The following is an 18,042-nucleotide window of genomic DNA, read 5'->3' as shown; positions in this document are numbered from 1 at the left end:
TCATGTGGACAAAAGAACAAATGGCAAAAGAAGTAACGACTCTCTTCAAAGAGAATTCAACAATAAACTTAGGAATTGGTCTACCGACAATAATTCCATCACAACTTCCAAAGAATCATAGCTATATCATTCATAGTGAAAATGGCGTTCTTGGGGTTGGAGATAATCCAACAGAATCAGAAGTATCGGCAACATTAATTAATGCAGGTAAGGAAACTATTACAGTTGAAAAAGGTGCCAGCTTCTTTGATAGCTCCATGAGCTTTGGAATGATCAGAGGAGGCCATATCGACTTCTGTGTCCTTGGGGGAATGGAAGTTGATACACAAGGCTCTCTTGCCAATTGGAAGATCCCTGGCAAGAAAATAACAGGTATGGGTGGTGCCATGGATCTAGTTAACGGTGCAAAGAATATCATTGTTATGATGAGACACTTCAGCAAAACTGGTGAACCAAAACTTTTACCACAGTGTAGCCTACCCCTTACGGGAAAAAGTGTTGTTGATTATGTTGTAACTGAATGCGGAAGTTTTAAAGTTGAAAACGGAAAGTTTAAAGTTTTAAATTTAGCAGATGGAATGACGATTAAAGATTTGAATAAGAATTTTGATAACGAGATTTTTGAATAAAAAAAAGAGGGCCCTGCAACTGGCCCTCCATTTTTTCGGCTTCATGCCTATCTCTTGCTACGACATCCTGTCGATCAATTAAATTATAACGCACAATAATGAAAAAAGCAGAAAAAAAATAAATGGGTAAACATTTCCATTTAACAATAAGGACGTTTATAATTAAACGTAATCACAAAAACTTACGGGGAATAGATGAGTATTTTCAACAGGAATAAAGCGCCAAATAACAAACAAACTTTTACGTATTTTATTCCTTCTCCACCGGCCAGAACGACACCATATCAAGAAAAAGCATTTGATCAGGTAACTCAATTCTTAAACTCAAAAGAAATGGCGTATAATATCACCCACACAGCAGTTAATGAGAAAGGTCTTTGGATCATTGTCGAGATCCTTGGAAAACAAAAAGCTGTAACGAAAGTAATACAAGAGCTTAATGATTCATTTAATTCAAATAATATTGGAAGTAATGATTCAGAACTTGAAATTTATTACGAAGAGAATGAAGAGTTTCATAAAGATGATAATTACAAAGCTTAAAATGAATAAATTTAAAAATTTGATATTGCTACTACTAGCAATGACTGCACTTGCTAGTTGCTCTGAAGTTGAAAAGAAACTGAATACTTCACAAAGTATCAACCACACTTGCCCAATTGTTGAAAAGAAAAATAATATTCTATTAGATAATGAAAAAAATGAACAAGAAGTAACCAAGCTCATTAGTTCAAAATCTAGTAACTCTAGTTATCGTAATCAAATATTAAACTTTACTCTATCGCAACTTTACTTCGCACCACATGCGACGACATTAAACTCTCATACCCTACTCATTGCAAAAGTTGCAGGAAAAGAGTTTTTTATCAATAGCATTCCACAGAAGCAAAATGACTTTGCCTTCATGAATGCTGTTTCTCAAATGGCCAAGTTTTATAAAAAACCATTATCGATTAGATCAAGACTTGGACTAATTGAGAGAAACTTGAGTGAATATGTCTATGCCTCAAAATCACTAGAGCAATATATTAAGGATAATCAGGCAGAACTTTTCAAAAACAAAGACCTTAAGAGATTATATTTTCGCGGGGCCCAAGGAGTTCGAGAAAACGAGCTATTTGCAAGACTTAGCTACTTAAAAAGACTTAACAAATTAACAAAGTATGCAAAAGATCATAATAGTATCAGTAGTTACAATTCCAATTATCTCTTTAGAAGAGGAAATTATAGCTGCTCATTTGACTCTAAATTACACGACTCAAAAATGGCGATTCTAAAAAGACCTAAGAAGTCATACTATAATACATTCTCTCATTACAAAGATAAGAATAACTACGTTATTGGTGTGACAAGCTCCCTTCCTGAAATTGGTAGTTCGATTGGTGATGTTCTTTTATCTAATTTTGAAAATGATAATTACACTGCCCTATGTATCAGTGAGTACTACCAAGGAAGAAGGTACCTTCTTTTAATGAATGGTATTACTTATAATGCTCAAGTCTTAACTGAGCTTATTAATAACTTCCCACAGGTTGCAAATGCTCAAGACTATATGAATACAAAAAGGTCACTTGTCCTTCAAAATCCTAAAAGAACAATCTCGGAAATCTATGGAGTGACACAAAATGAGCAAGGCACTGCTCAATACTATACACCAGCACTTGGAAACCTTACGATACTTGAGCTTAATAATGGATTAAGTACTTACAAAGATCCTAGAAATGGTCAACTTACGTGCAAGTAACACTAATCGGTAAGGCCTCACAAAAGTCTTGGACATTATCAGTTGATGAAACTGACATGAACTTAACAATTCTTGAGTTCTTAAGAAGCAAAGAAATACCGGTGGCCTCAAGTTGTGACGGAGAGGAAATCTGTAGGCTTTGTATTATTAATGATGACTTATTAGCTTGTGGCCTACTAGTCAAAGATATCATTCAAAAGTATAATTCAATTATTACTATTTCATATTTATAAACTTTAAAAAGGGAAAAACTATGCGTTATTTATCATTTGATATTGAAGCAACTGGATTAGAAGAAAAAGACTTAATCATCGAGTTTGCAATGGTTCCCTTTTGTGCAAAAACAAAAACAATAAATAAAGAACTCAAAAAACACTTCTATATAAAGTGCCCTAGCTTTGAAGAGCTCAAGCCTAACTTAAATCAATGGGTCATTGATCACAATAAAGAATTGATCGAAAAAGCTCATGCAGAAGGCCTTTCCCTTGAAAGCTTCAAACAAGAACTTATTAACTACTTTGAGTCTGAAGAAGTTAAAGAGTACTTTGGAAATAAGAAAATTACATTATTTGGTAAGTCCATGAGTGCAATAGACCTTCCATTCATGACTCGAGATCTTGGTTGGGATTTTATGAGAAAATACTTCGAACACCGTCAACTCGATCTCTCATGTATTGCTTACGGCCTAATTGATATGGAATTAATTCCTGCTGAATGCGAATCGGGTTCTAAGCTTATGAAATTTTTAAATATGGGAGATGTTGCCCATACAGCACTCGAAGATGCAGTTAACACAGCACTTATGTACTTTAAGTTATTAGATCTAGTGCTTGTGAAAAAACTCTAATGGGTCAAAGGCCTTAGAGTCGTGTCTAATTTCGAAATGTAAGTGGTCACCTGTTGATTTCCCAGTATTACCTACTGCTGCAATCACCTGGCCACGAGCAACTTTTTGACCTTTTCTTGTGTAATTTTTATGGTTATGGGCATAGATCGTAAAAAAACCACCAACATGTGAAACAACAGTAATATTCCCGTAACCAGACTTTCGTCCACTGAAGACAACAACACCTGCATCTGCTGAAACAATATAGGTTCCCTTGCGGGCGGCAATATCAATGCCCTCATGAGGTCTTCCCCAGCGATGTCCATAGCCAGATGTGACACGATTAGATGAAGGTACCGGCCAAAGAAAACGAGAGCTCTTGCGAAGTTTTTGATAATTTATTGAAGAGATTGTTCTACCTTCAACTCGATTATAAAGAATTCCATTCTTATACGGTAGAAAGATTGTATCACCCTTCTTAAATGCGGCACCCTTATTGAACTCTTCAATTTGCCATTGTGGAATATTAAAAATATCTGCCAGTTTCTCAGCATTATAATTATCCGTTAGCTTAATATAGCGGCCATTTTTAAGGGTCGTACAACTAAGTATCGTCAGTAATGTCGCAAGAAATAGCAATGACTTCTTCATTTGTCCTCATTCGTTTAAATCGCAAATGAGGACAAATTCAATCAACTAATTAAAGTTATTTGGAAATTTTTGCCGCCCATTCATGGAATACATCGGACGAAAAATTCAAAAGGTTTAGGAAAGAAAACGAAATATTTCCGTTCATGATGGCGTGGTGATCTGAAGTCGTGTCAGGATCAATCTCTAAAGGCGATCCACCAATCCAAAAATACTGGCGCCCCATTTGATCTACCCTTTCATACACTTCCTCACTGTATCTTCTCATTTGAGGAGTTGTCCAAACGATTTCACCGACCTCATTGGCCGACACATTTGGTACATTAATATTTAACAGCGAGCACTCTGGCATCTCTAAAAGAGTATCGGACTTATCTTTTACTAGGTTTCTAACGATCTCAGCGGCCGTTTGAAAGTGTCTAACCTCATCACTTGATCTCATTACTGTTGAAACAGCAATGGCCCTAATTCCTTGAAATACGGCCTGCCTTGCAGCACCAACAGTTCCAGAATAATAGATATCTTGTCCTAGGTTAGCACCATGGTTAATTCCTGAAATAACAAGGTCTGGCCTAAAATCTAAAACAGAATTAATTCCAATTAAAACGCTATCTGCAGGGTAACCATTACAACTAAATGTATAGTCATTTATTTTTTCGACTCTAATTGGATCGTGAAGTGTAAGGGCCTGAGAAGTCGCTGAGCGCTCTTTATCTGGAGCAACAATAGCAACATTGGCAATATCTTTTAGGCTTTCGTAAAGACACTGAATTCCTTCAGCAGAGTATCCATCATCGTTTGAGAGTAAAATATTCATAGATTATTTATTCATCAAAAGCTATTAAATAGCAAGGGCCTTTATCGTAGCACCAAAGTATTCTGATAGCTTAGGGACATCGATATTACGGTAACATCGTTCAACTTGTGACGAGATCTCATACTTAAGATAGTCAGGATCAAGTTGCTCAATAATTCCAATTGAAAGATTTGAGTTCCAATTTAACTTAACACCTAACTCAAACTTCTCATTCTTAGTGGCCATCACTTTTGTATAGAAATTCACGATAAAGGCATTAAGCTGGCCCTGATCTGACATACGATGAATATCTTCATATGAGAAAACAACACTTTGGCATAAGTGAGATTGAATCTTTTCATAAACTTGGGAATCTGTAATATCAAAAATAATAGAAAATGGCCTACCTGCCCTCTCTAATTCTTCCTTAGTGTGCAGTCCACTTTGGCCATAGTTTACTCTAATATTAGGATGTATTTTTGAGACTTGTTCAATCACTGAATCTATAACGATTGGAGAATCGTTTTCAAAATGAAGCTCAACAATATCTTCAAGCTTAAGTAGAGACTCTCTTAAAAGCTCTTCAACGACATAACCTTGGATGAAGTTAAAACTTCTTGGCCTAAAGTCAAAACCATAGGCTCCCTTTGCCATTTCATTGGCAAATTTAAATCCTCTTTTGTCGTATATACCTTCAAGTACAAATCTCATCTTAATAATTCTACATGAAAAACTTATTCATTGCTTGAAAGAGGATATTATTGCATGAAGTCCCTACAGATTCTGGATGAAACTGCATTGTTAGAAAATGATTAGGCCTATATGCCATTAATAATTCATGATTTTTATCAAAAACCAGCTGCGTTTCACTTTCCCATTTACCAGACTCATACTCTCCACTACTAATCTGCAATGTTAAAGAGTTGTATCGCTGAAGCTTGGCCCTCATGAGAACTTCCCTATCAACTTCACTAAAGCAATCAAATAAAATTGAGTTCTCTCCTAACTCCATCTCGACAGCTTGTCCATGCATCGGTTTAGAACTTCTTACAACTTTTAACTCATCAAACAAATGAAGAATTATTTGATGCCCAAGGCATATGCCGACAAGACGTCTTGCTTTTTCAAGCTCAGCTTTAAAATCAATCTCAGCATCACTAAACAGTTTTAAATACTCATCAGGGTGGCCAGGGCCTGGGCCAAGAACAACTAGATTATTTTTTAGAGAATGAGTGATGTTTGAAAGCGAAAGCTTACGAAAATTAATAACTTCGATATCAAAGTCAAAATCATTAAAGTAAGAGAGTATATTATTTGTAAAACTATCTTCAAAGTCGATAAAGACTAGCTTCACAGAGTTACCCCAAAGACAGAGTCAAAATTCTTAGCATTATAGTTAATAAGAATTTTTAACGAAATCGACTGATCGAGATTTAGCTTATTATTAACAAACTCATCTTTTTGCCTATACTCAATATCAAATACCCAACAATTATTTAAAGGATTATATCGAGTACCAAGGTAGGACTCATAAACTCTTTCAAGTTCAAAGTCGTAATAGTAACCTGTTCTAAATGAAAAGATATCATTCAATTCAAAGTCCACATCAATCGTGAAGTAGCGACGATCTTCAGAGAATGAGTCGTAATTAAACCCTAGTTCATACTGAAATCTTCTTAGATCGTGTCTCATACTTAATGAAGTGATATGCTTACTCTCCGTGTGGAAGTAATACTCAGAAAGATTTAATGAAAAGTTATTAAGGTTTAGTCCACTTAAGATTGCAAGTCTTGTTAATCGCTCACTTGTATCTGTCGTAGAATCATCATTATCTTCAAGGATTAAACCTTGTGAAATATTAAAGTATGCAATTTTTGAATATTCATAATTATCAAGTTGATAATTGAAATTCTTAAACATCTGATAATTAGGCTTAGGTGTTTTTTTCAATATATTATTATTAAATACTAATTCAATCGTATTAGACTCTGGTAAGTCAGTACGTGTTGATACATCTTGAAGTGTATTATTTCGACCTCTAATAATATCCCTTTCATCAAAACGTCCATTATCCTCAAGTAGAGCGAATTGGTCACCTAGCTTTTCATTACCACGATACTTTTGAGCATTATAATAAAAGTGATTAAGGCCAAACTTAAGACTATGCTTATAAGAAGAACGATATAATTTTCTAACATCTAACTCTTCACTTTCTGAGCGAGGGATTTTAGCGATTAAGTTTCTCTCTGTATCTTCAATAAGAACTGGTTTAACAATCTCTTCTTGGATATAAGCTCGGCCATAAACTTTCTCAATATCCACCCACATTGATGTATTAACGTAATTTCCGTATTTGTATCCATTCTGTTTTTCAGTATTTTCAGTTGGCAGAACATAGTATTGAGCATCAAGGCCTGATTCCATTTTTATATTAATGTGTGAGATAGGCCTAAGGACAAACTCTAAAGATGGATTATAATCAAAGCGCTGAATATTTCTATAATATAAGTTTTCATTCACAACATCTTGTTTGAAATAGTCAAACTTCAAATTTTGATAAAAGTTAATTTTAGAAAGAATGCCTTTCGAATTGAAGATATTAAATGGCCTATGACCAACACCAAGCCTTGCAGTATTTTGAACATAATCAGTATCAAAGCCTTCAGGATCACTAAAGATACTATTGCTCATAAAGCTTGAGTATAAGTTTGCAATAACAGAATCACCCATATAGTCAGTAGAAAGACGTGAACCCTTCTCACTTCCCATATAAATATTTTTTTCAAAATACTCTTCATAGTCACTTTGAATATCAAGATCTGTTAGGTATGTTGAGTTGGCCCAGAAAGATAACTTATTATTTGGATGGTAGAAGTAATTAAGCTTATAAGCGCCTCTGATCTCATCCTCTCCACTAGGCTCAAGGTCTAGCTTTCCAGGTTGCCATATTTTATCATTTACAGTTTTTCCATCAAACTCAATATTAGAATATTTTCCAAGAGTATTTCGATACTCAACAGCTAATCCATTTCCACGTTTTCCAAAGACAGTAGGAGAAAAAGTAGCATCACTATTATCATTGATGGCCCAAAAGATTGGTTGCTTGAAATAAAAGCCTTCATCAAAGTCAAGGCCGATCGTTGGAAATAAAAGTCCTGACTCTCTGACCTTTCTGATTGGTAGAGAAACATATGGAATATAAACAATGATTACACCATTAATTTTTACAAAAGCATGCTTCAGGCTAATATAGTCATCCGGGACAACTGTTACTTCTTGACCTTGAATACTCCATGACTCAGGACAGTCCTTACAAGTTGTAAACTCAGCTTCAATGGCCTTAAAAACACCACTATCATGGCGAACAATTTCCTTACCTCTTAAAACAAAGTTTTCATCAACTAGTTTGGCATTTTTAACAGAGAACTCTGCCTTTTGTAGAGAGTATGAAATTTGTGTTCCATAGAGATTGAACTTAGGGCCGGCATAACGAACATTCCCCCAGATCTTTCCGATTTTTGTCGCTAGAGAGATACTCGCCTTTTCACCGTAGATCGTATCATTTCCAAGTTTGATAATAACATTACCATGTGCCTCATATGAGTTATCACTACTTTTACGATAAGCTTTATCTGAAAGAATTTGGACTTCATCATTTTCACCAAAGGCCAAAACCTTTGGAGTGTCTGCATAGGTATTAGTTTGAATACTTAGAACGAAGATACTTTTGCATACAAGCGATAAAGTAATAAGAGCCCACAACAAGTATTTTGTTGGAACCAGATCTAAGTGATTCGATATTTGATTGTTTTTTTGCGTCAATTTCCTCATTAGTACTTAATATTGTATCGAGAAAATTGTGCAATTCATACACTTTTGTGCCTGTCTTTAAGTTTTGTTGAAGTGTTTCTTTACTAAGGGCCCTTTCGTGCTCATAGCTCAAAATATTAACGGACTTAATAACACAAGGATAAGTTTCGTATAGCTTCAAAGTTGATTTTATCTGAGCTTCTCTTCCTGAAGAAAAACTCATGAGAACATCATATGTCTCTTGTCCTTGGCAATCTGAAATACTTTTTAATAACTCTTTATGTCCTAGTTGATTATGAGCTCCAACAAAAACAAAGTCTCTGCCATCAACACTCATACGATCCCAGCGACCAGGAGTAAGTGGCCATTGAATAGTAGAGGTAATTTCTTCATCAAGCTTTTGCCCTGTCGACTCCTGATAAAGAGCTATGGCCATTTGTCTATTCTTCTCAAAATAAGGTAAGTCCTTATTTTGTGTGACAGAAGTTAAAGTAATATCATCACGTCCACACCATTGAGATAGAATATCTTTTAGGAAAGTTTGCTCTACATTTTCAAACAACTTTCCACCCATGCGTGTAATACCATATTTCTCAAATAAAATTTCTTTTAAAGTACTACCTAAGATCTCCGTATGGTCTAGGCCGATAGAAGTTATCGCAGCAATGGGCCTTGTAAAAATATTTGTTGCATCAAAGCGGCCACCGAGGCCAACTTCGAGAATGACAAAATCAGTTTTATGCTTAAGAGCAAATTTTATAAAGAGAACAAATAAGGCCTCGTAAAAAGAGAGTTTAAGATCTCTAATAACTTCTTCGTGCTCATTAAGTAATTCAGTTAAATCTTCTATTGAAATATTACTTTCATTTAATTTAAATCGTTCAGTGATTGAAAGAACATGAGGAGAAGTCCACAAACAGCTCGTATAACCTGCTCTTTGATAAAGGTGGCTTAAGCCATGGCAAGTCTCACCCTTTCCATTTGTCCCACCAACTATAATAACCTTAGATCGCGACTCAATGACACGTCTATCATGAATAAGAAAGTCTCTAATGTGATCAAGCTTTGGTCTAAAACTCTCCTTACCACATAGTTGTGTTAGACGTGCTAAAAACGCGCCTTCTAGTTTTTGACAATTGGAAGTATCTGTATTTTTCACGGCAAGAGATATCTCACGAAAAGAAATTTTTGACTATAAAAATCTCTTAAAACTTATAGGCCTTATTTTCCGAGGCCAGAATATTAATTCGTCCATCTCCATTAATAGCATCAATTTCTTTCGTTAGCTGATCTAAGTAATTTGGCTTTAGGTGCCCTAAGTAAATAGGAATATCCTTAGGCATCTTTTTGATTTCAAGGCCCATAGTCTCAGCAGTATGATGACGACTATCTGTCGCTAGCTGATGGTATGAATTAGGAAAGCTCACTTCTGAGAAGATCGCTTTAATATTATTAATGGTCTTGGCCTTTTCCCAAATCGCATCTGTTGGGCCAGTATCCTGTGTAAAGATAATGGCACTGTCACCCTTTTCAATAATAAAACCAAGTGAGCCAGCAAAGTGATTCACTTTGACTGCATGAACAGTATATTCTCCAACCTTCTTTGTTTCTCCACTTTCAATATTTGAAAACTTTAAAGTAGGATCACTTTCGGTTGGAAGTTTTGTAAAGTCCGGCCAAATCTCATCATTAAGTAGATGCTTTTGAATATTTGATTGTACCTCTTTCGAAGTCCAAATATAGAAAGGATTATCTTTTAAACCAAAACAATTATCGGCCAGAAAGGCCAAGTCAGAAATATGATCAAGATGAGAATGTGAAATAAGAATATTATCTATCTCTGTTTGTTCTTTTACACTTATACCTGTTGCAACAGATCCTGCATCAATTAATAATTTATCATCCACTAAGTACGATGTTGCTCGACACTGTGGAGAGACCCCACCGTGGCCTCCAATGACTTTAACGATCATTCTAACTCCAATTTATTTAATTTTAACTTGGATTAGAAATTTTTACTAGTAATAAGACACTGGAAAAAAAGGATTATTTAGAAGTAAGCTCTTGATAAATATCTTGCGTCTTTCGATTAGTAATTTTTGCCAGTAATTTTGCAAGGTTTTTTGGGGTCTGCTTGCCAAGATAGTTCTGTGCCAACTTCTCAAACTCTTCATTTGAAGCAGTATTGGCCCCTTCTAACTTAGGCCATGAGATAACAAGAACAAACTCTCCTTTTGCATTGACCATCTCTTGTTTAAAGTCCTTAGCATAAAAACGAACACACTCTTCAAACTTCTTTGTTAGTTCACGACAAACACTGACCTGAGCTTCAGGAAATTCTTGCGATAATTGCTCGAGAGTTCCATGAACACGATGAGGAGATTCAAAAAAGAGAGACGTTACATTTGCTTGATAAGCTTGCTGAAACTTTGATGAAATCTCACCTTTCTTTCGTGGTAGGAAGCCATAAAAGCAAAATGGATTTGGCGCCATCCCACTTAACTCAAGAGCTACAGTAACAGCACTTGGCCCTGCAACAGATGTTACTTCTCCACCTTCTTTAATAAGCTCTTTTACTAAAATATGTCCCGGATCAGAGATGATCGGACTACCTGCATCTGAAACAAGAATTGGCATTTGTGCTGACTTAATCAGCCCAAGAAAATAAGGAAGACTATCTTGAGAGTGATCGTTGAATGAAACAACTTTCAAATCTGAACGCTCAATTTCTAATTTTGATAAGAGAGAGCGAAAAACACGAGTATCTTCAGCAAGAACAAGATCACAACTACAAAATGCCTGACGCATATTCTCAGTTATATCCCCAAGGTTTCCTATTGGTGTTGTTACAAGTGTTAGTTTCAAGCTTAATCCTAATTTTTAATGATTCCCTTTATTTATAACTTACATAAGAAATAACTTCCATCTAAAATCTTAATGCGCCATGCGTTACAATAAATATCAGATGCTGTTATTTTGTAGAAGAAGGAGTTTAAATGACAATGCAAGCAAGAGTACGTACAGATTCAACAGGAAATATCACTGTTCATATCGAAGGTGGAATGGATTATGAAAATATCATCCCTCTTAAGCAGGAGTTAGCGTCAATCACTAACACTCACCCTACTTCATTAATCACTCTTGACCTAACGGCCCTTAACTTTGTAGGCTCGTCTGGAATTGGTGTATTTGTTGATACAATTAAGGCCCTAAACAAAAGACGTGATCAGGTTAGACTTTCTAATGTTGCGCCAGAGTTTTTAAAAGTATTTAAGATCTACAATTTTGATGCAATGGAAATCCTAATTAACGAATTCGAAACTGACGATACAGAACTTTCACAATTCTATGGTCAGAAGAAACGTACTTTTCAGAACTGATAATTTAAAAGATTCACATAAAAATCTTGGCCTGGGCGTTCTTGTTTAAAACCAATTTCGGCCGGGCCTTCTAAAGAAAAGCCATCCTGATTAATTGATCCTTGATAATTGTACCCACCGCCTTGAAAGCGCGAATCCTGATAAGGACTATCGTTTGTATCAGGATAATAGTAATTTTCCTGACTTGGTTGCATACGATTATTCTTTCTATACTCATGACTTCCAACAATATAGCCGCCAAAGATTAAACCAGCATAAAGTCCAAGAGATGCACCAATGGCAACAGAGCGACCAGAAGAACCGAATGCCATTGCGGCAGTTCCAAGTAGTGCCCCACCAACAGTTCCATATCCTGCATTTAAAGCGACAATTTTCACACGAGGATCCATGTCTGCTTTAGCTTGAAAGCTTGTAAAAGTTGTTGAAATAAAAAGAGTAATTAAGAATAATTTTTTAACCATATGAAAATTGTAAAAGAAGGCCTCGTTCGATGCAAGGTAAATGTTGTTCAAACTAGCGACACTGTGCACGATATTTCAAAATAAGAAGAAATAAAGTGAGCACTATTTAACAATCTTTGCTTCTGAGAATGGGACATAAAGCCACTGGATTTCACTTCAAAAACTCTAATTAAGTACTCTCCATTATACTTGTAGATTCCAGCAATATCGACTTGGCCACACCCAAGACGGCGCAACATCGTCGGACAAATTAAAAGAGGAACTGATTCGCGGTGTACAATACGAGACTTCTCAATTTCGAGCGATATCCCCTTAGCAATTTTCTGGTGTGACAAATTCTTTTACCCCTTTAAATGATTTACGATGAATCGGGGTAATACCATATTCTGCGATGGCATTGCGATGAACGGCCGTAGGATATCCAGCATTTTTTTCAAATCCGTAATGAGGATACTTCTTAGCTTCTTTAATCATAATATGATCACGACATACTTTTGCAATGATTGAGGCCAGGCCTATAAGTGACGACTTTGAGTCACCTTTAATGATTGGATGAATATCTTTAATTTTCTTAGAAGAGAATGGAAACTTTCCATCTACTAGAACAACAGACTTTGAATCGCAAAGAAGATTGTGACAACTTTTTTTCATCCCTAGTAAGCTTGCCTGAAAAATATTAAGCTCATCAATTTTCTTGGGCGTAACTTTCTCAACACTGTATTCAAATAGATCATGCTCATTATTTTTCAAAAATTTTTGAATACCTAATTGATCAAGAATACTTTCCATTTTCTTAAGTGTTAATTTCTTAGAGTCTGTTACTCCTAATGAATTAAGAGCTTCAATTAGAGTGTCTAATTTTGTGACCTGTACTTTTATTGCACAAGTAACAACAGGTCCAGCAAGAGGACCTCTACCAACTTCATCAGTTGCTAAGATAAATTCGTGATCTGTAATAAATTGATTTTCAAACATAGCTTAAAAAAGAAGGCCCACTATAAAGCGGGCCTCTTTATGACTTAAATAGTTTTTTAAATTACTTTCTATCGTAGTCAATTGCGATACGTGCAGATTTACCTGAACGATCTCTAAGGTAGTAAAGCTTAGATCTTCTAGATTTACCTCTTTGAACGATCTCAATCTTTTCTACGTTTGGTGAGTGAAATGGGAATACCCTTTCAACACCAATTCCAGAAGAAACTTTTCTAACTCTGAAGTGACCAGATAGTTTACCTTCTTCTTTCATTGCAATAACTACACCTTGGAAAATCTGAATACGAGATTTTTGACCTTCAGTGATTCTTGCGTGAACAGCAACAGTATCCCCAGTTTTAAAAGTTGGGAAAGACTCTACATTTGCGTTCTTGTAATTTTCATTTACAACGTCTACTAAATTCATTACGAACTCCTACAATAACGTTTTGAACTTCTCAGAGGACCAACACAGTGTTGTTCTTAAGCAAATTCTATTTCAAAGTCTCAGAGGCACTATTCAGTCGATCTAAATAGATGGCAACTGCCGAGCGAACAGACAAGTGATTATATCCATCTGCACTTCCACCAAAAATTGGCTCAAGCGCGAAATGTGCCCGTTCGAGTACTTGTGCGTGAAGACCCCATCCTGTACCAAATAACAGGAAGATAGGCTTTTTGTCAAGGCGCGCATTATTGATCAGGTCAGTTTCTACACCGTTATTTGAATCAAAATTCGCTCCAGTAACACAAACTAAAGGCTCAACGCCTTCTATCTCCTTGATTTTATTAATCCCTTCTTCTACTGAATTTACGAGACGTGCAATAGCGAGTGCATCCTGACGATCAGGATTATAAACACCAGCATCATCCTCTTCCCAGTGACCAAGGATTCGATTAACTAACTTATGTTGGGCCTCAAGAGGCGTCACAATAAAGTAATTCTTAATTCCAAATGTACGACAGCTTCTAGCAATATCGTGAATATCAAGATTTGTTACAGAAGTCGTAACAATATCATCTCTCTTATTTTTAATTGGGTGGTGTACTAGGCCCAGATAAATATTATCTTTCATCTTTAGTATATCCTTAATCTTTATTTCTCATATAGGCCTTGTATAAATCAGGCCTATACTTCTTTGTATATTCTAACTTTTTACTGTGATTAAACTCATCAATCAACTTATGATTTCCCTCTAATAAAACGTCAGGGACTCTTTCGTCATTAAACTCGGCCGGTCTCGTATAAACCGGTCCTTCAATAAGCCCATCCTCAAAAGAATCAAGAATCGCACTATCTTCATTACCAAGCGCTTTTGGTAAGAACCTCATCATGGCGTCAACGATAGTCATAACGGCCAACTCTCCACCAGATAGAACATAGTCCCCTAGCGAGATCACTTTTGTTACATATTGAGAGATGAAGCGCTCATCAATCCCCTCATAGCGGCCACAGATAAAAACATATTGCTTATTATTCTGTTGAAAGCCTTTGGCCAATTCTTTTGCTTCTTCATTATCAAAAACATCCCCACGAGGAGAAGTATAAATAATCTCTAACTGAGACTTATCAAGGGACTGAGTCTCTAGAATATGATTAATTCCACGCTCTAATACATCAGCGCGAATCACCATACCTGGGCCTCCACCATATGGAGCACCATCAACGCCTTTAAAACTTTTTGGTGAAAAGTCACCTAGATAAAGCGTATTAAACTCAACTTCATTTCCCAGAAACTTACCAATTACACCACTATCTTTGAAGGCGGCGAAGAACTGTGGAAATAATGTTAAAACCCAAACTTTTTTCATTACATTAGATGTGGAATGTAGCACTCCACACGATTCTCTTCTAAATTAACTAATTTAACAAAATGATCAACAAATGGGATATCCACATGCTTTCCATTCACTTTCGTAACAAGAACAATATGGGCACCATTATCAAAGTACTTCACAACCTTGCCCACAATATCTTCCTTTTCTAGGTCATAGACATCTAAACCCACAATATCGGACATGTAGAACTCGTCTTCATCTTCAATGTCTGGAAAAATATCGCGGCTAACATAGATTTCAAAAGGAAGCATCTCTTCAGTAATATTGCGATTATCAACACCACTCAAGTATGCGATGACTTTATTACCAAAAGAAATTGTCTTAATTTCTTTTTCTTCACCATCTTTACTAATTTTACTTCCACTTAGAGGCATGGCCATAAACGTCGAGCCATTTCCAAGAACGCTATTAACCTTATTTTCAAGGTTAAATACAAACGCTCCCTTAATTCCATGGGGCCTAGTTGCTGTACCAAGTAAAACCATATTTTCTAAATTTTTCTTCATGTTGCCTTATACCATGACCTCTTCATTAAATCATCATTATATTTTTCAGGTATTTAACTTGCCATTTTTATTAGCTATCGTTTTAATATTTATATTAGATTATTTATTCATGGAGAGAATTATGAAAAAACTAATGACAGTTGCAGCTTCTCTAGTTGCAATTCCAACAATCGCGGCGACTGCAACAATTGATGCGCCAACAATTTATGGAAAATTAAACAGAGTTGCACTTTACACTGACAACGAAAACTCAAACAGAACTTCTTTTTCAGGTTTTGTTGACGTTGATTCTTCTGAGTCTAGACTTGGAGCAAAAGGAAAATGGGGAGTTGAAGGAATTGAAGGTACTTACGTACTAGAAATGGGTCTTAACTCAACTAAAGGAAATGCTGGTAATGACTACAGAATCAGAATGAGACAAGCAGCAATTGGAGCAAAGACATCATTTGGTACATTCAAAATGGGTCAAACATATACTCCACTTGACTATGTAATGCTTAAGTCTGATCCACTAAGCTCAACTGTAGCCTCAATGGCAGGTTCTGACACAAGTGCAAGAATTGACGGTGCTGCATCTGGTGGACTCGGTTTCAGATACCGTGCAAGAACAGATATGTTCTCATATGAAACACCAAGCATGGGTGGACTTACAATTGCTCTTTCAACTGATCGTGGAAATGGTAACGACAACGACCCTACAGCTAACTACGGTGACACTCACTACTCAGGTCTTGTTAGATACCAAAGAAAAATGGATAAGGTTGATCTAGACCTTTACGCTGGTTATGACCAATGGGCAAGTGCTGCAACTGAAGACAGTAACTACACTCTTGCAGGTGTAAACCTTGGAATGGGTAGCTTCAAAATCAACCTTGGTTACAGTATCGAAAATAATGATACAACTGCAGCTGATAACGAAATCGATCGTATCCTTGCTGGTATCACTTATATGCTAAACAAAAATGTTTTCACAGTGACATACCAAAACCGTGACGAGAAAGATCTTAATAATGACTACACTCAAATTGCAGCTCACTACAGATATATGTTTAATAAGAATATTGACTTCAATATTACTTACCTAACATATGAAGTTGATGCTGGTGCAACTCAAAATGATGCATCAATGGCAGCAGCTGGTGTTCAGCTAAAATTCTAATTTTTCAAACTAGCTAAATACTTTAAGGCCCACTAAAAAGTGGGCCTTTCTTTTTCAAAAAATATCACTATAATAGCCAAATGAAATCTGATCAAATTAATTCAATTGCCATCATGCGAACTTCGGCCCTTGGGGACATTATTTGGACTCTGCCAATGCTCAATCGCATTCGTAAAGCTTACCCAAATGCTAAGATCTATTATATTACAAGCAATACCTTTGCTCCTCTAATAGAAGGTATTGAGGGTATTGAGCTTATAAAAATAGATAAGCCAAAGAAGCTAAAGGATTACTTCAAATTAAAAAGAGTATTTGCTCCTTATAATTTTGATGTACTTCTTTGCACACAGGCAAACTTAAGAATTAACTTTATCTATCCTTTTATAAAAGCAAAAAGAAAGATTGGCTTTGACTTAAAAAGAGGACGTGATCTCCAAAAGATCTTCACCTCTGAAACAATTCCTTTCAAAAAAGAACACTCTGTTAACGCTTTTCTTGGTTTCAGTGATTACTTAGGTATCGATTCAAAGGAAATTGAGTTTAACCTTCCTTATACCAAAGAAGAGGTTGCACAACTTCCTTCAAGTAACTTTATCGTTATCCATCCGAAGGCATCTTCACTACAAAGAACATGGCCAACAAAAAGCTATATCGAGCTAACAAATCAAATTGAAGAGAAATTAAAGCTTCCTGTCGTACTGACAGGTATTCCAAGCGATAAGGATATTTGTGACTCCATTGAAAAAGAATCAAAAGCTAACATAATTAATCTTTGCGGAAAAACATCTTTAAATGGTTTAAAGAATGTATTTCTAAAATCAAAGCTAGTTATCGCACCGGACTCAGGTCCCGCCCATATGGCGGCAGCTCTAAGTAGGCCAGTAATAGGTCTCTATACGGCCGTTCCTCCAGAGTACACTGGACCATTCGGACAGATAGATAATTGTGTTAATGCTTATCCTAGAGCTCTAGAGAAGTACTTCCATAAGTCTCCAAATGAAGTTCCATGGCGTTTTCGAGTAAAAGAAGATGATATGATGAACTTAATAAGTGTAGAAGAAGTATTCGAAAAAATTACTTCTATCCTATAACTCATACAGAATATAAAGAAATGATTAATCCTTTTAGCAAGGATCAGTAATGTCGTATGAAATTTAATCTTAAAAAAAGGCAAAAAAAAAGCCAGATCATTGACCTGGCTTTTTATATAGAAGGTGCATCTTCCTAGTCTCACACCAAGTTACCCTGGCACTACCTTCGGCGCAAGCGGGC

At 36.0% G+C, this 18,042-nt stretch carries 23 protein-coding genes; 8 read left to right on the top strand and 15 right to left on the bottom strand.

Features of this window, described 5'->3' with window-relative positions; all coding sequences use genetic code 11:
• The first annotated feature begins 2 nt into the window (after positions 1–2).
• The 5 genes from ABMA72_RS00115 (at position 3) to ABMA72_RS00095 (ending at position 3,220) form a co-directional block, all read left to right on the top strand.
• Positions 3–629: a 3-oxoacid CoA-transferase subunit B gene (locus ABMA72_RS00115; protein ID WP_393055349.1), complete on the top strand. Its 627-nt coding sequence runs from the start codon at positions 3–5 to the stop codon at positions 627–629.
• 195 nt (positions 630–824) lie between these two features.
• Positions 825–1,172, top strand: coding sequence for a hypothetical protein (locus tag ABMA72_RS00110; protein ID WP_392860267.1), 348 nt, complete (start codon positions 825–827; stop codon positions 1,170–1,172).
• A 1-nt stretch (position 1,173) separates the two neighbouring features.
• On the top strand, positions 1,174–2,373 hold the full coding sequence (locus tag ABMA72_RS00105) for a hypothetical protein (protein WP_392860265.1): 1,200 nt from the start codon (positions 1,174–1,176) through the stop codon (positions 2,371–2,373).
• Positions 2,364–2,606, top strand: coding sequence for a hypothetical protein (locus tag ABMA72_RS00100; protein ID WP_392860263.1), 243 nt, complete (start codon positions 2,364–2,366; stop codon positions 2,604–2,606). Before ABMA72_RS00105 ends, ABMA72_RS00100 begins: the two co-directional genes overlap by 10 nt.
• Before the next feature lie 20 nt (positions 2,607–2,626).
• A complete protein-coding gene (locus ABMA72_RS00095) occupies positions 2,627–3,220 on the top strand; it encodes an exonuclease domain-containing protein (RefSeq protein WP_392860262.1) in 594 nt (197 codons plus the stop codon).
• Here the strand turns inward: ABMA72_RS00095 and ABMA72_RS00090 are convergent.
• The 8 genes from ABMA72_RS00090 to rsmI all read right to left on the bottom strand — a co-directional run bounded on the left by ABMA72_RS00090 (position 3,197) and on the right by rsmI (position 11,318).
• Complete coding sequence (locus ABMA72_RS00090; protein ID WP_392860261.1) at positions 3,197–3,850, bottom strand: M23 family metallopeptidase; 654 nt, start codon at positions 3,848–3,850, stop codon at positions 3,197–3,199. The genes ABMA72_RS00095 and ABMA72_RS00090 overlap by 24 nt on opposite strands.
• A gap of 55 nt (positions 3,851–3,905) precedes the next feature.
• On the bottom strand, positions 3,906–4,664 hold the full coding sequence (gene surE, locus ABMA72_RS00085) for a 5'/3'-nucleotidase SurE (protein WP_392860260.1): 759 nt from the start codon (positions 4,662–4,664) through the stop codon (positions 3,906–3,908).
• A 24-nt stretch (positions 4,665–4,688) separates the two neighbouring features.
• A complete protein-coding gene (locus ABMA72_RS00080; RefSeq protein WP_393055346.1) occupies positions 4,689–5,354 on the bottom strand; it encodes a hypothetical protein in 666 nt (221 codons plus the stop codon).
• A 10-nt stretch (positions 5,355–5,364) separates the two neighbouring features.
• On the bottom strand, positions 5,365–5,997 hold the full coding sequence (locus ABMA72_RS00075; RefSeq protein WP_393055343.1) for an aminodeoxychorismate/anthranilate synthase component II: 633 nt from the start codon (positions 5,995–5,997) through the stop codon (positions 5,365–5,367).
• Positions 5,994–8,405 (bottom strand): LPS-assembly protein LptD, encoded by a 2,412-nt coding sequence (locus tag ABMA72_RS00070; protein WP_392860256.1) that lies wholly within the window; start codon positions 8,403–8,405, stop codon positions 5,994–5,996. The genes ABMA72_RS00075 and ABMA72_RS00070 overlap by 4 nt, the downstream gene beginning before the upstream one ends.
• Positions 8,341–9,612 carry a hypothetical protein gene (locus ABMA72_RS00065; protein ID WP_393055340.1) on the bottom strand — a complete coding sequence of 424 codons (1,272 nt, stop codon included), beginning with the start codon at positions 9,610–9,612 and terminating at the stop codon, positions 8,341–8,343. Before ABMA72_RS00065 ends, ABMA72_RS00070 begins: the two co-directional genes overlap by 65 nt.
• 46 nt (positions 9,613–9,658) lie before the next feature.
• Positions 9,659–10,426 (bottom strand): MBL fold metallo-hydrolase, encoded by a 768-nt coding sequence (locus ABMA72_RS00060; RefSeq protein ID WP_393055337.1) that lies wholly within the window; start codon positions 10,424–10,426, stop codon positions 9,659–9,661.
• Positions 10,427–10,499: 73 nt separating this feature from the next.
• Positions 10,500–11,318 carry a 16S rRNA (cytidine(1402)-2'-O)-methyltransferase gene (gene rsmI / locus ABMA72_RS00055; protein WP_393055334.1) on the bottom strand — a complete coding sequence of 273 codons (819 nt, stop codon included), beginning with the start codon at positions 11,316–11,318 and terminating at the stop codon, positions 10,500–10,502.
• A gap of 131 nt (positions 11,319–11,449) precedes the next feature.
• Here rsmI and ABMA72_RS00050 point away from each other — a divergent pair, with 131 nt between their 5' ends.
• Positions 11,450–11,833 (top strand): STAS domain-containing protein, encoded by a 384-nt coding sequence (locus tag ABMA72_RS00050; RefSeq protein WP_392860249.1) that lies wholly within the window; start codon positions 11,450–11,452, stop codon positions 11,831–11,833.
• On the opposite strand, the gene ABMA72_RS00045 is transcribed toward ABMA72_RS00050, so the two are convergent.
• From ABMA72_RS00045 to rimM, 7 genes are all read right to left on the bottom strand, one after another.
• Positions 11,824–12,294, bottom strand: coding sequence for a hypothetical protein (locus tag ABMA72_RS00045; protein ID WP_392860247.1), 471 nt, complete (start codon positions 12,292–12,294; stop codon positions 11,824–11,826). The two genes, ABMA72_RS00050 and ABMA72_RS00045, sit on opposite strands and share 10 nt — an antisense overlap.
• Positions 12,295–12,341: 47 nt before the next feature.
• Positions 12,342–12,629: a hypothetical protein gene (locus tag ABMA72_RS00040; protein WP_392860245.1), complete on the bottom strand. Its 288-nt coding sequence runs from the start codon at positions 12,627–12,629 to the stop codon at positions 12,342–12,344.
• A complete protein-coding gene (locus tag ABMA72_RS00035) occupies positions 12,607–13,269 on the bottom strand; it encodes a ribonuclease HII (RefSeq protein ID WP_392860244.1) in 663 nt (220 codons plus the stop codon). Before ABMA72_RS00035 ends, ABMA72_RS00040 begins: the two co-directional genes overlap by 23 nt.
• A 61-nt stretch (positions 13,270–13,330) precedes the next feature.
• Positions 13,331–13,693, bottom strand: coding sequence for a 50S ribosomal protein L19 (rplS, locus tag ABMA72_RS00030; protein ID WP_392860242.1), 363 nt, complete (start codon positions 13,691–13,693; stop codon positions 13,331–13,333).
• Between the two features lie 67 nt (positions 13,694–13,760).
• Positions 13,761–14,342, bottom strand: a complete 582-nt coding sequence (locus ABMA72_RS00025) for an RNA methyltransferase (protein ID WP_392912032.1) — start codon at positions 14,340–14,342, stop codon at positions 13,761–13,763.
• 13 nt (positions 14,343–14,355) lie between these two features.
• Positions 14,356–15,078: a tRNA (guanosine(37)-N1)-methyltransferase TrmD gene (trmD, locus tag ABMA72_RS00020; protein ID WP_392860239.1), complete on the bottom strand. Its 723-nt coding sequence runs from the start codon at positions 15,076–15,078 to the stop codon at positions 14,356–14,358.
• Positions 15,078–15,611 (bottom strand): ribosome maturation factor RimM, encoded by a 534-nt coding sequence (gene rimM, locus ABMA72_RS00015; RefSeq protein ID WP_392860237.1) that lies wholly within the window; start codon positions 15,609–15,611, stop codon positions 15,078–15,080. Before rimM ends, trmD begins: the two co-directional genes overlap by 1 nt.
• A gap of 121 nt (positions 15,612–15,732) precedes the next feature.
• Between rimM and ABMA72_RS00010 the strand changes: the two genes are divergently transcribed.
• Positions 15,733–16,770: a porin gene (locus tag ABMA72_RS00010; protein WP_392860235.1), complete on the top strand. Its 1,038-nt coding sequence runs from the start codon at positions 15,733–15,735 to the stop codon at positions 16,768–16,770.
• Positions 16,771–16,850: 80 nt separating this feature from the next.
• Positions 16,851–17,861 carry a glycosyltransferase family 9 protein gene (locus ABMA72_RS00005; RefSeq protein WP_392860234.1) on the top strand — a complete coding sequence of 337 codons (1,011 nt, stop codon included), beginning with the start codon at positions 16,851–16,853 and terminating at the stop codon, positions 17,859–17,861.
• The last annotated feature ends 181 nt before the right edge of the window (positions 17,862–18,042 follow it).

The organism is Halobacteriovorax sp. CON-3, from assembly GCF_043196995.1.
Taxonomy (GTDB): Bacteria; Bdellovibrionota; Bacteriovoracia; order Bacteriovoracales; family Bacteriovoracaceae; genus Halobacteriovorax_A.
This window is presented reverse-complemented; position numbering and strand designations above follow the sequence as displayed.

Bases quoted from the DNA above. Each gene is read 5' to 3' on its own strand.
- ABMA72_RS00025 (WP_392912032.1), bottom strand. From the start codon at position 14,342: ATGAAAGATAATATTTATCTGGGCCTAGTACACCACCCAATTAAAAAT.
- ABMA72_RS00045 (WP_392860247.1), bottom strand. From the start codon at position 12,294: ATGGTTAAAAAATTATTCTTAATTACTCTTTTTATTTCAACAACTTTT.
- rplS (WP_392860242.1), bottom strand. From the start codon at position 13,693: ATGAATTTAGTAGACGTTGTAAATGAAAATTACAAGAACGCAAATGTA.
- ABMA72_RS00035 (WP_392860244.1), bottom strand. From the start codon at position 13,269: ATGTTTGAAAATCAATTTATTACAGATCACGAATTTATCTTAGCAACT.
- ABMA72_RS00090 (WP_392860261.1), bottom strand. From the start codon at position 3,850: ATGAAGAAGTCATTGCTATTTCTTGCGACATTACTGACGATACTTAGT.
- ABMA72_RS00115 (WP_393055349.1), top strand. From the start codon at position 3: ATGTGGACAAAAGAACAAATGGCAAAAGAAGTAACGACTCTCTTCAAA.
- trmD (WP_392860239.1), bottom strand. From the start codon at position 15,078: ATGAAAAAAGTTTGGGTTTTAACATTATTTCCACAGTTCTTCGCCGCC.
- ABMA72_RS00060 (WP_393055337.1), bottom strand. From the start codon at position 10,426: ATGATCGTTAAAGTCATTGGAGGCCACGGTGGGGTCTCTCCACAGTGT.
- ABMA72_RS00105 (WP_392860265.1), top strand. From the start codon at position 1,174: ATGAATAAATTTAAAAATTTGATATTGCTACTACTAGCAATGACTGCA.
- rimM (WP_392860237.1), bottom strand. From the start codon at position 15,611: ATGAAGAAAAATTTAGAAAATATGGTTTTACTTGGTACAGCAACTAGG.
- ABMA72_RS00050 (WP_392860249.1), top strand. From the start codon at position 11,450: ATGACAATGCAAGCAAGAGTACGTACAGATTCAACAGGAAATATCACT.
- ABMA72_RS00010 (WP_392860235.1), top strand. From the start codon at position 15,733: ATGAAAAAACTAATGACAGTTGCAGCTTCTCTAGTTGCAATTCCAACA.
- ABMA72_RS00005 (WP_392860234.1), top strand. From the start codon at position 16,851: ATGAAATCTGATCAAATTAATTCAATTGCCATCATGCGAACTTCGGCC.
- ABMA72_RS00080 (WP_393055346.1), bottom strand. From the start codon at position 5,354: ATGAGATTTGTACTTGAAGGTATATACGACAAAAGAGGATTTAAATTT.
- ABMA72_RS00110 (WP_392860267.1), top strand. From the start codon at position 825: ATGAGTATTTTCAACAGGAATAAAGCGCCAAATAACAAACAAACTTTT.
- ABMA72_RS00095 (WP_392860262.1), top strand. From the start codon at position 2,627: ATGCGTTATTTATCATTTGATATTGAAGCAACTGGATTAGAAGAAAAA.
- surE (WP_392860260.1), bottom strand. From the start codon at position 4,664: ATGAATATTTTACTCTCAAACGATGATGGATACTCTGCTGAAGGAATT.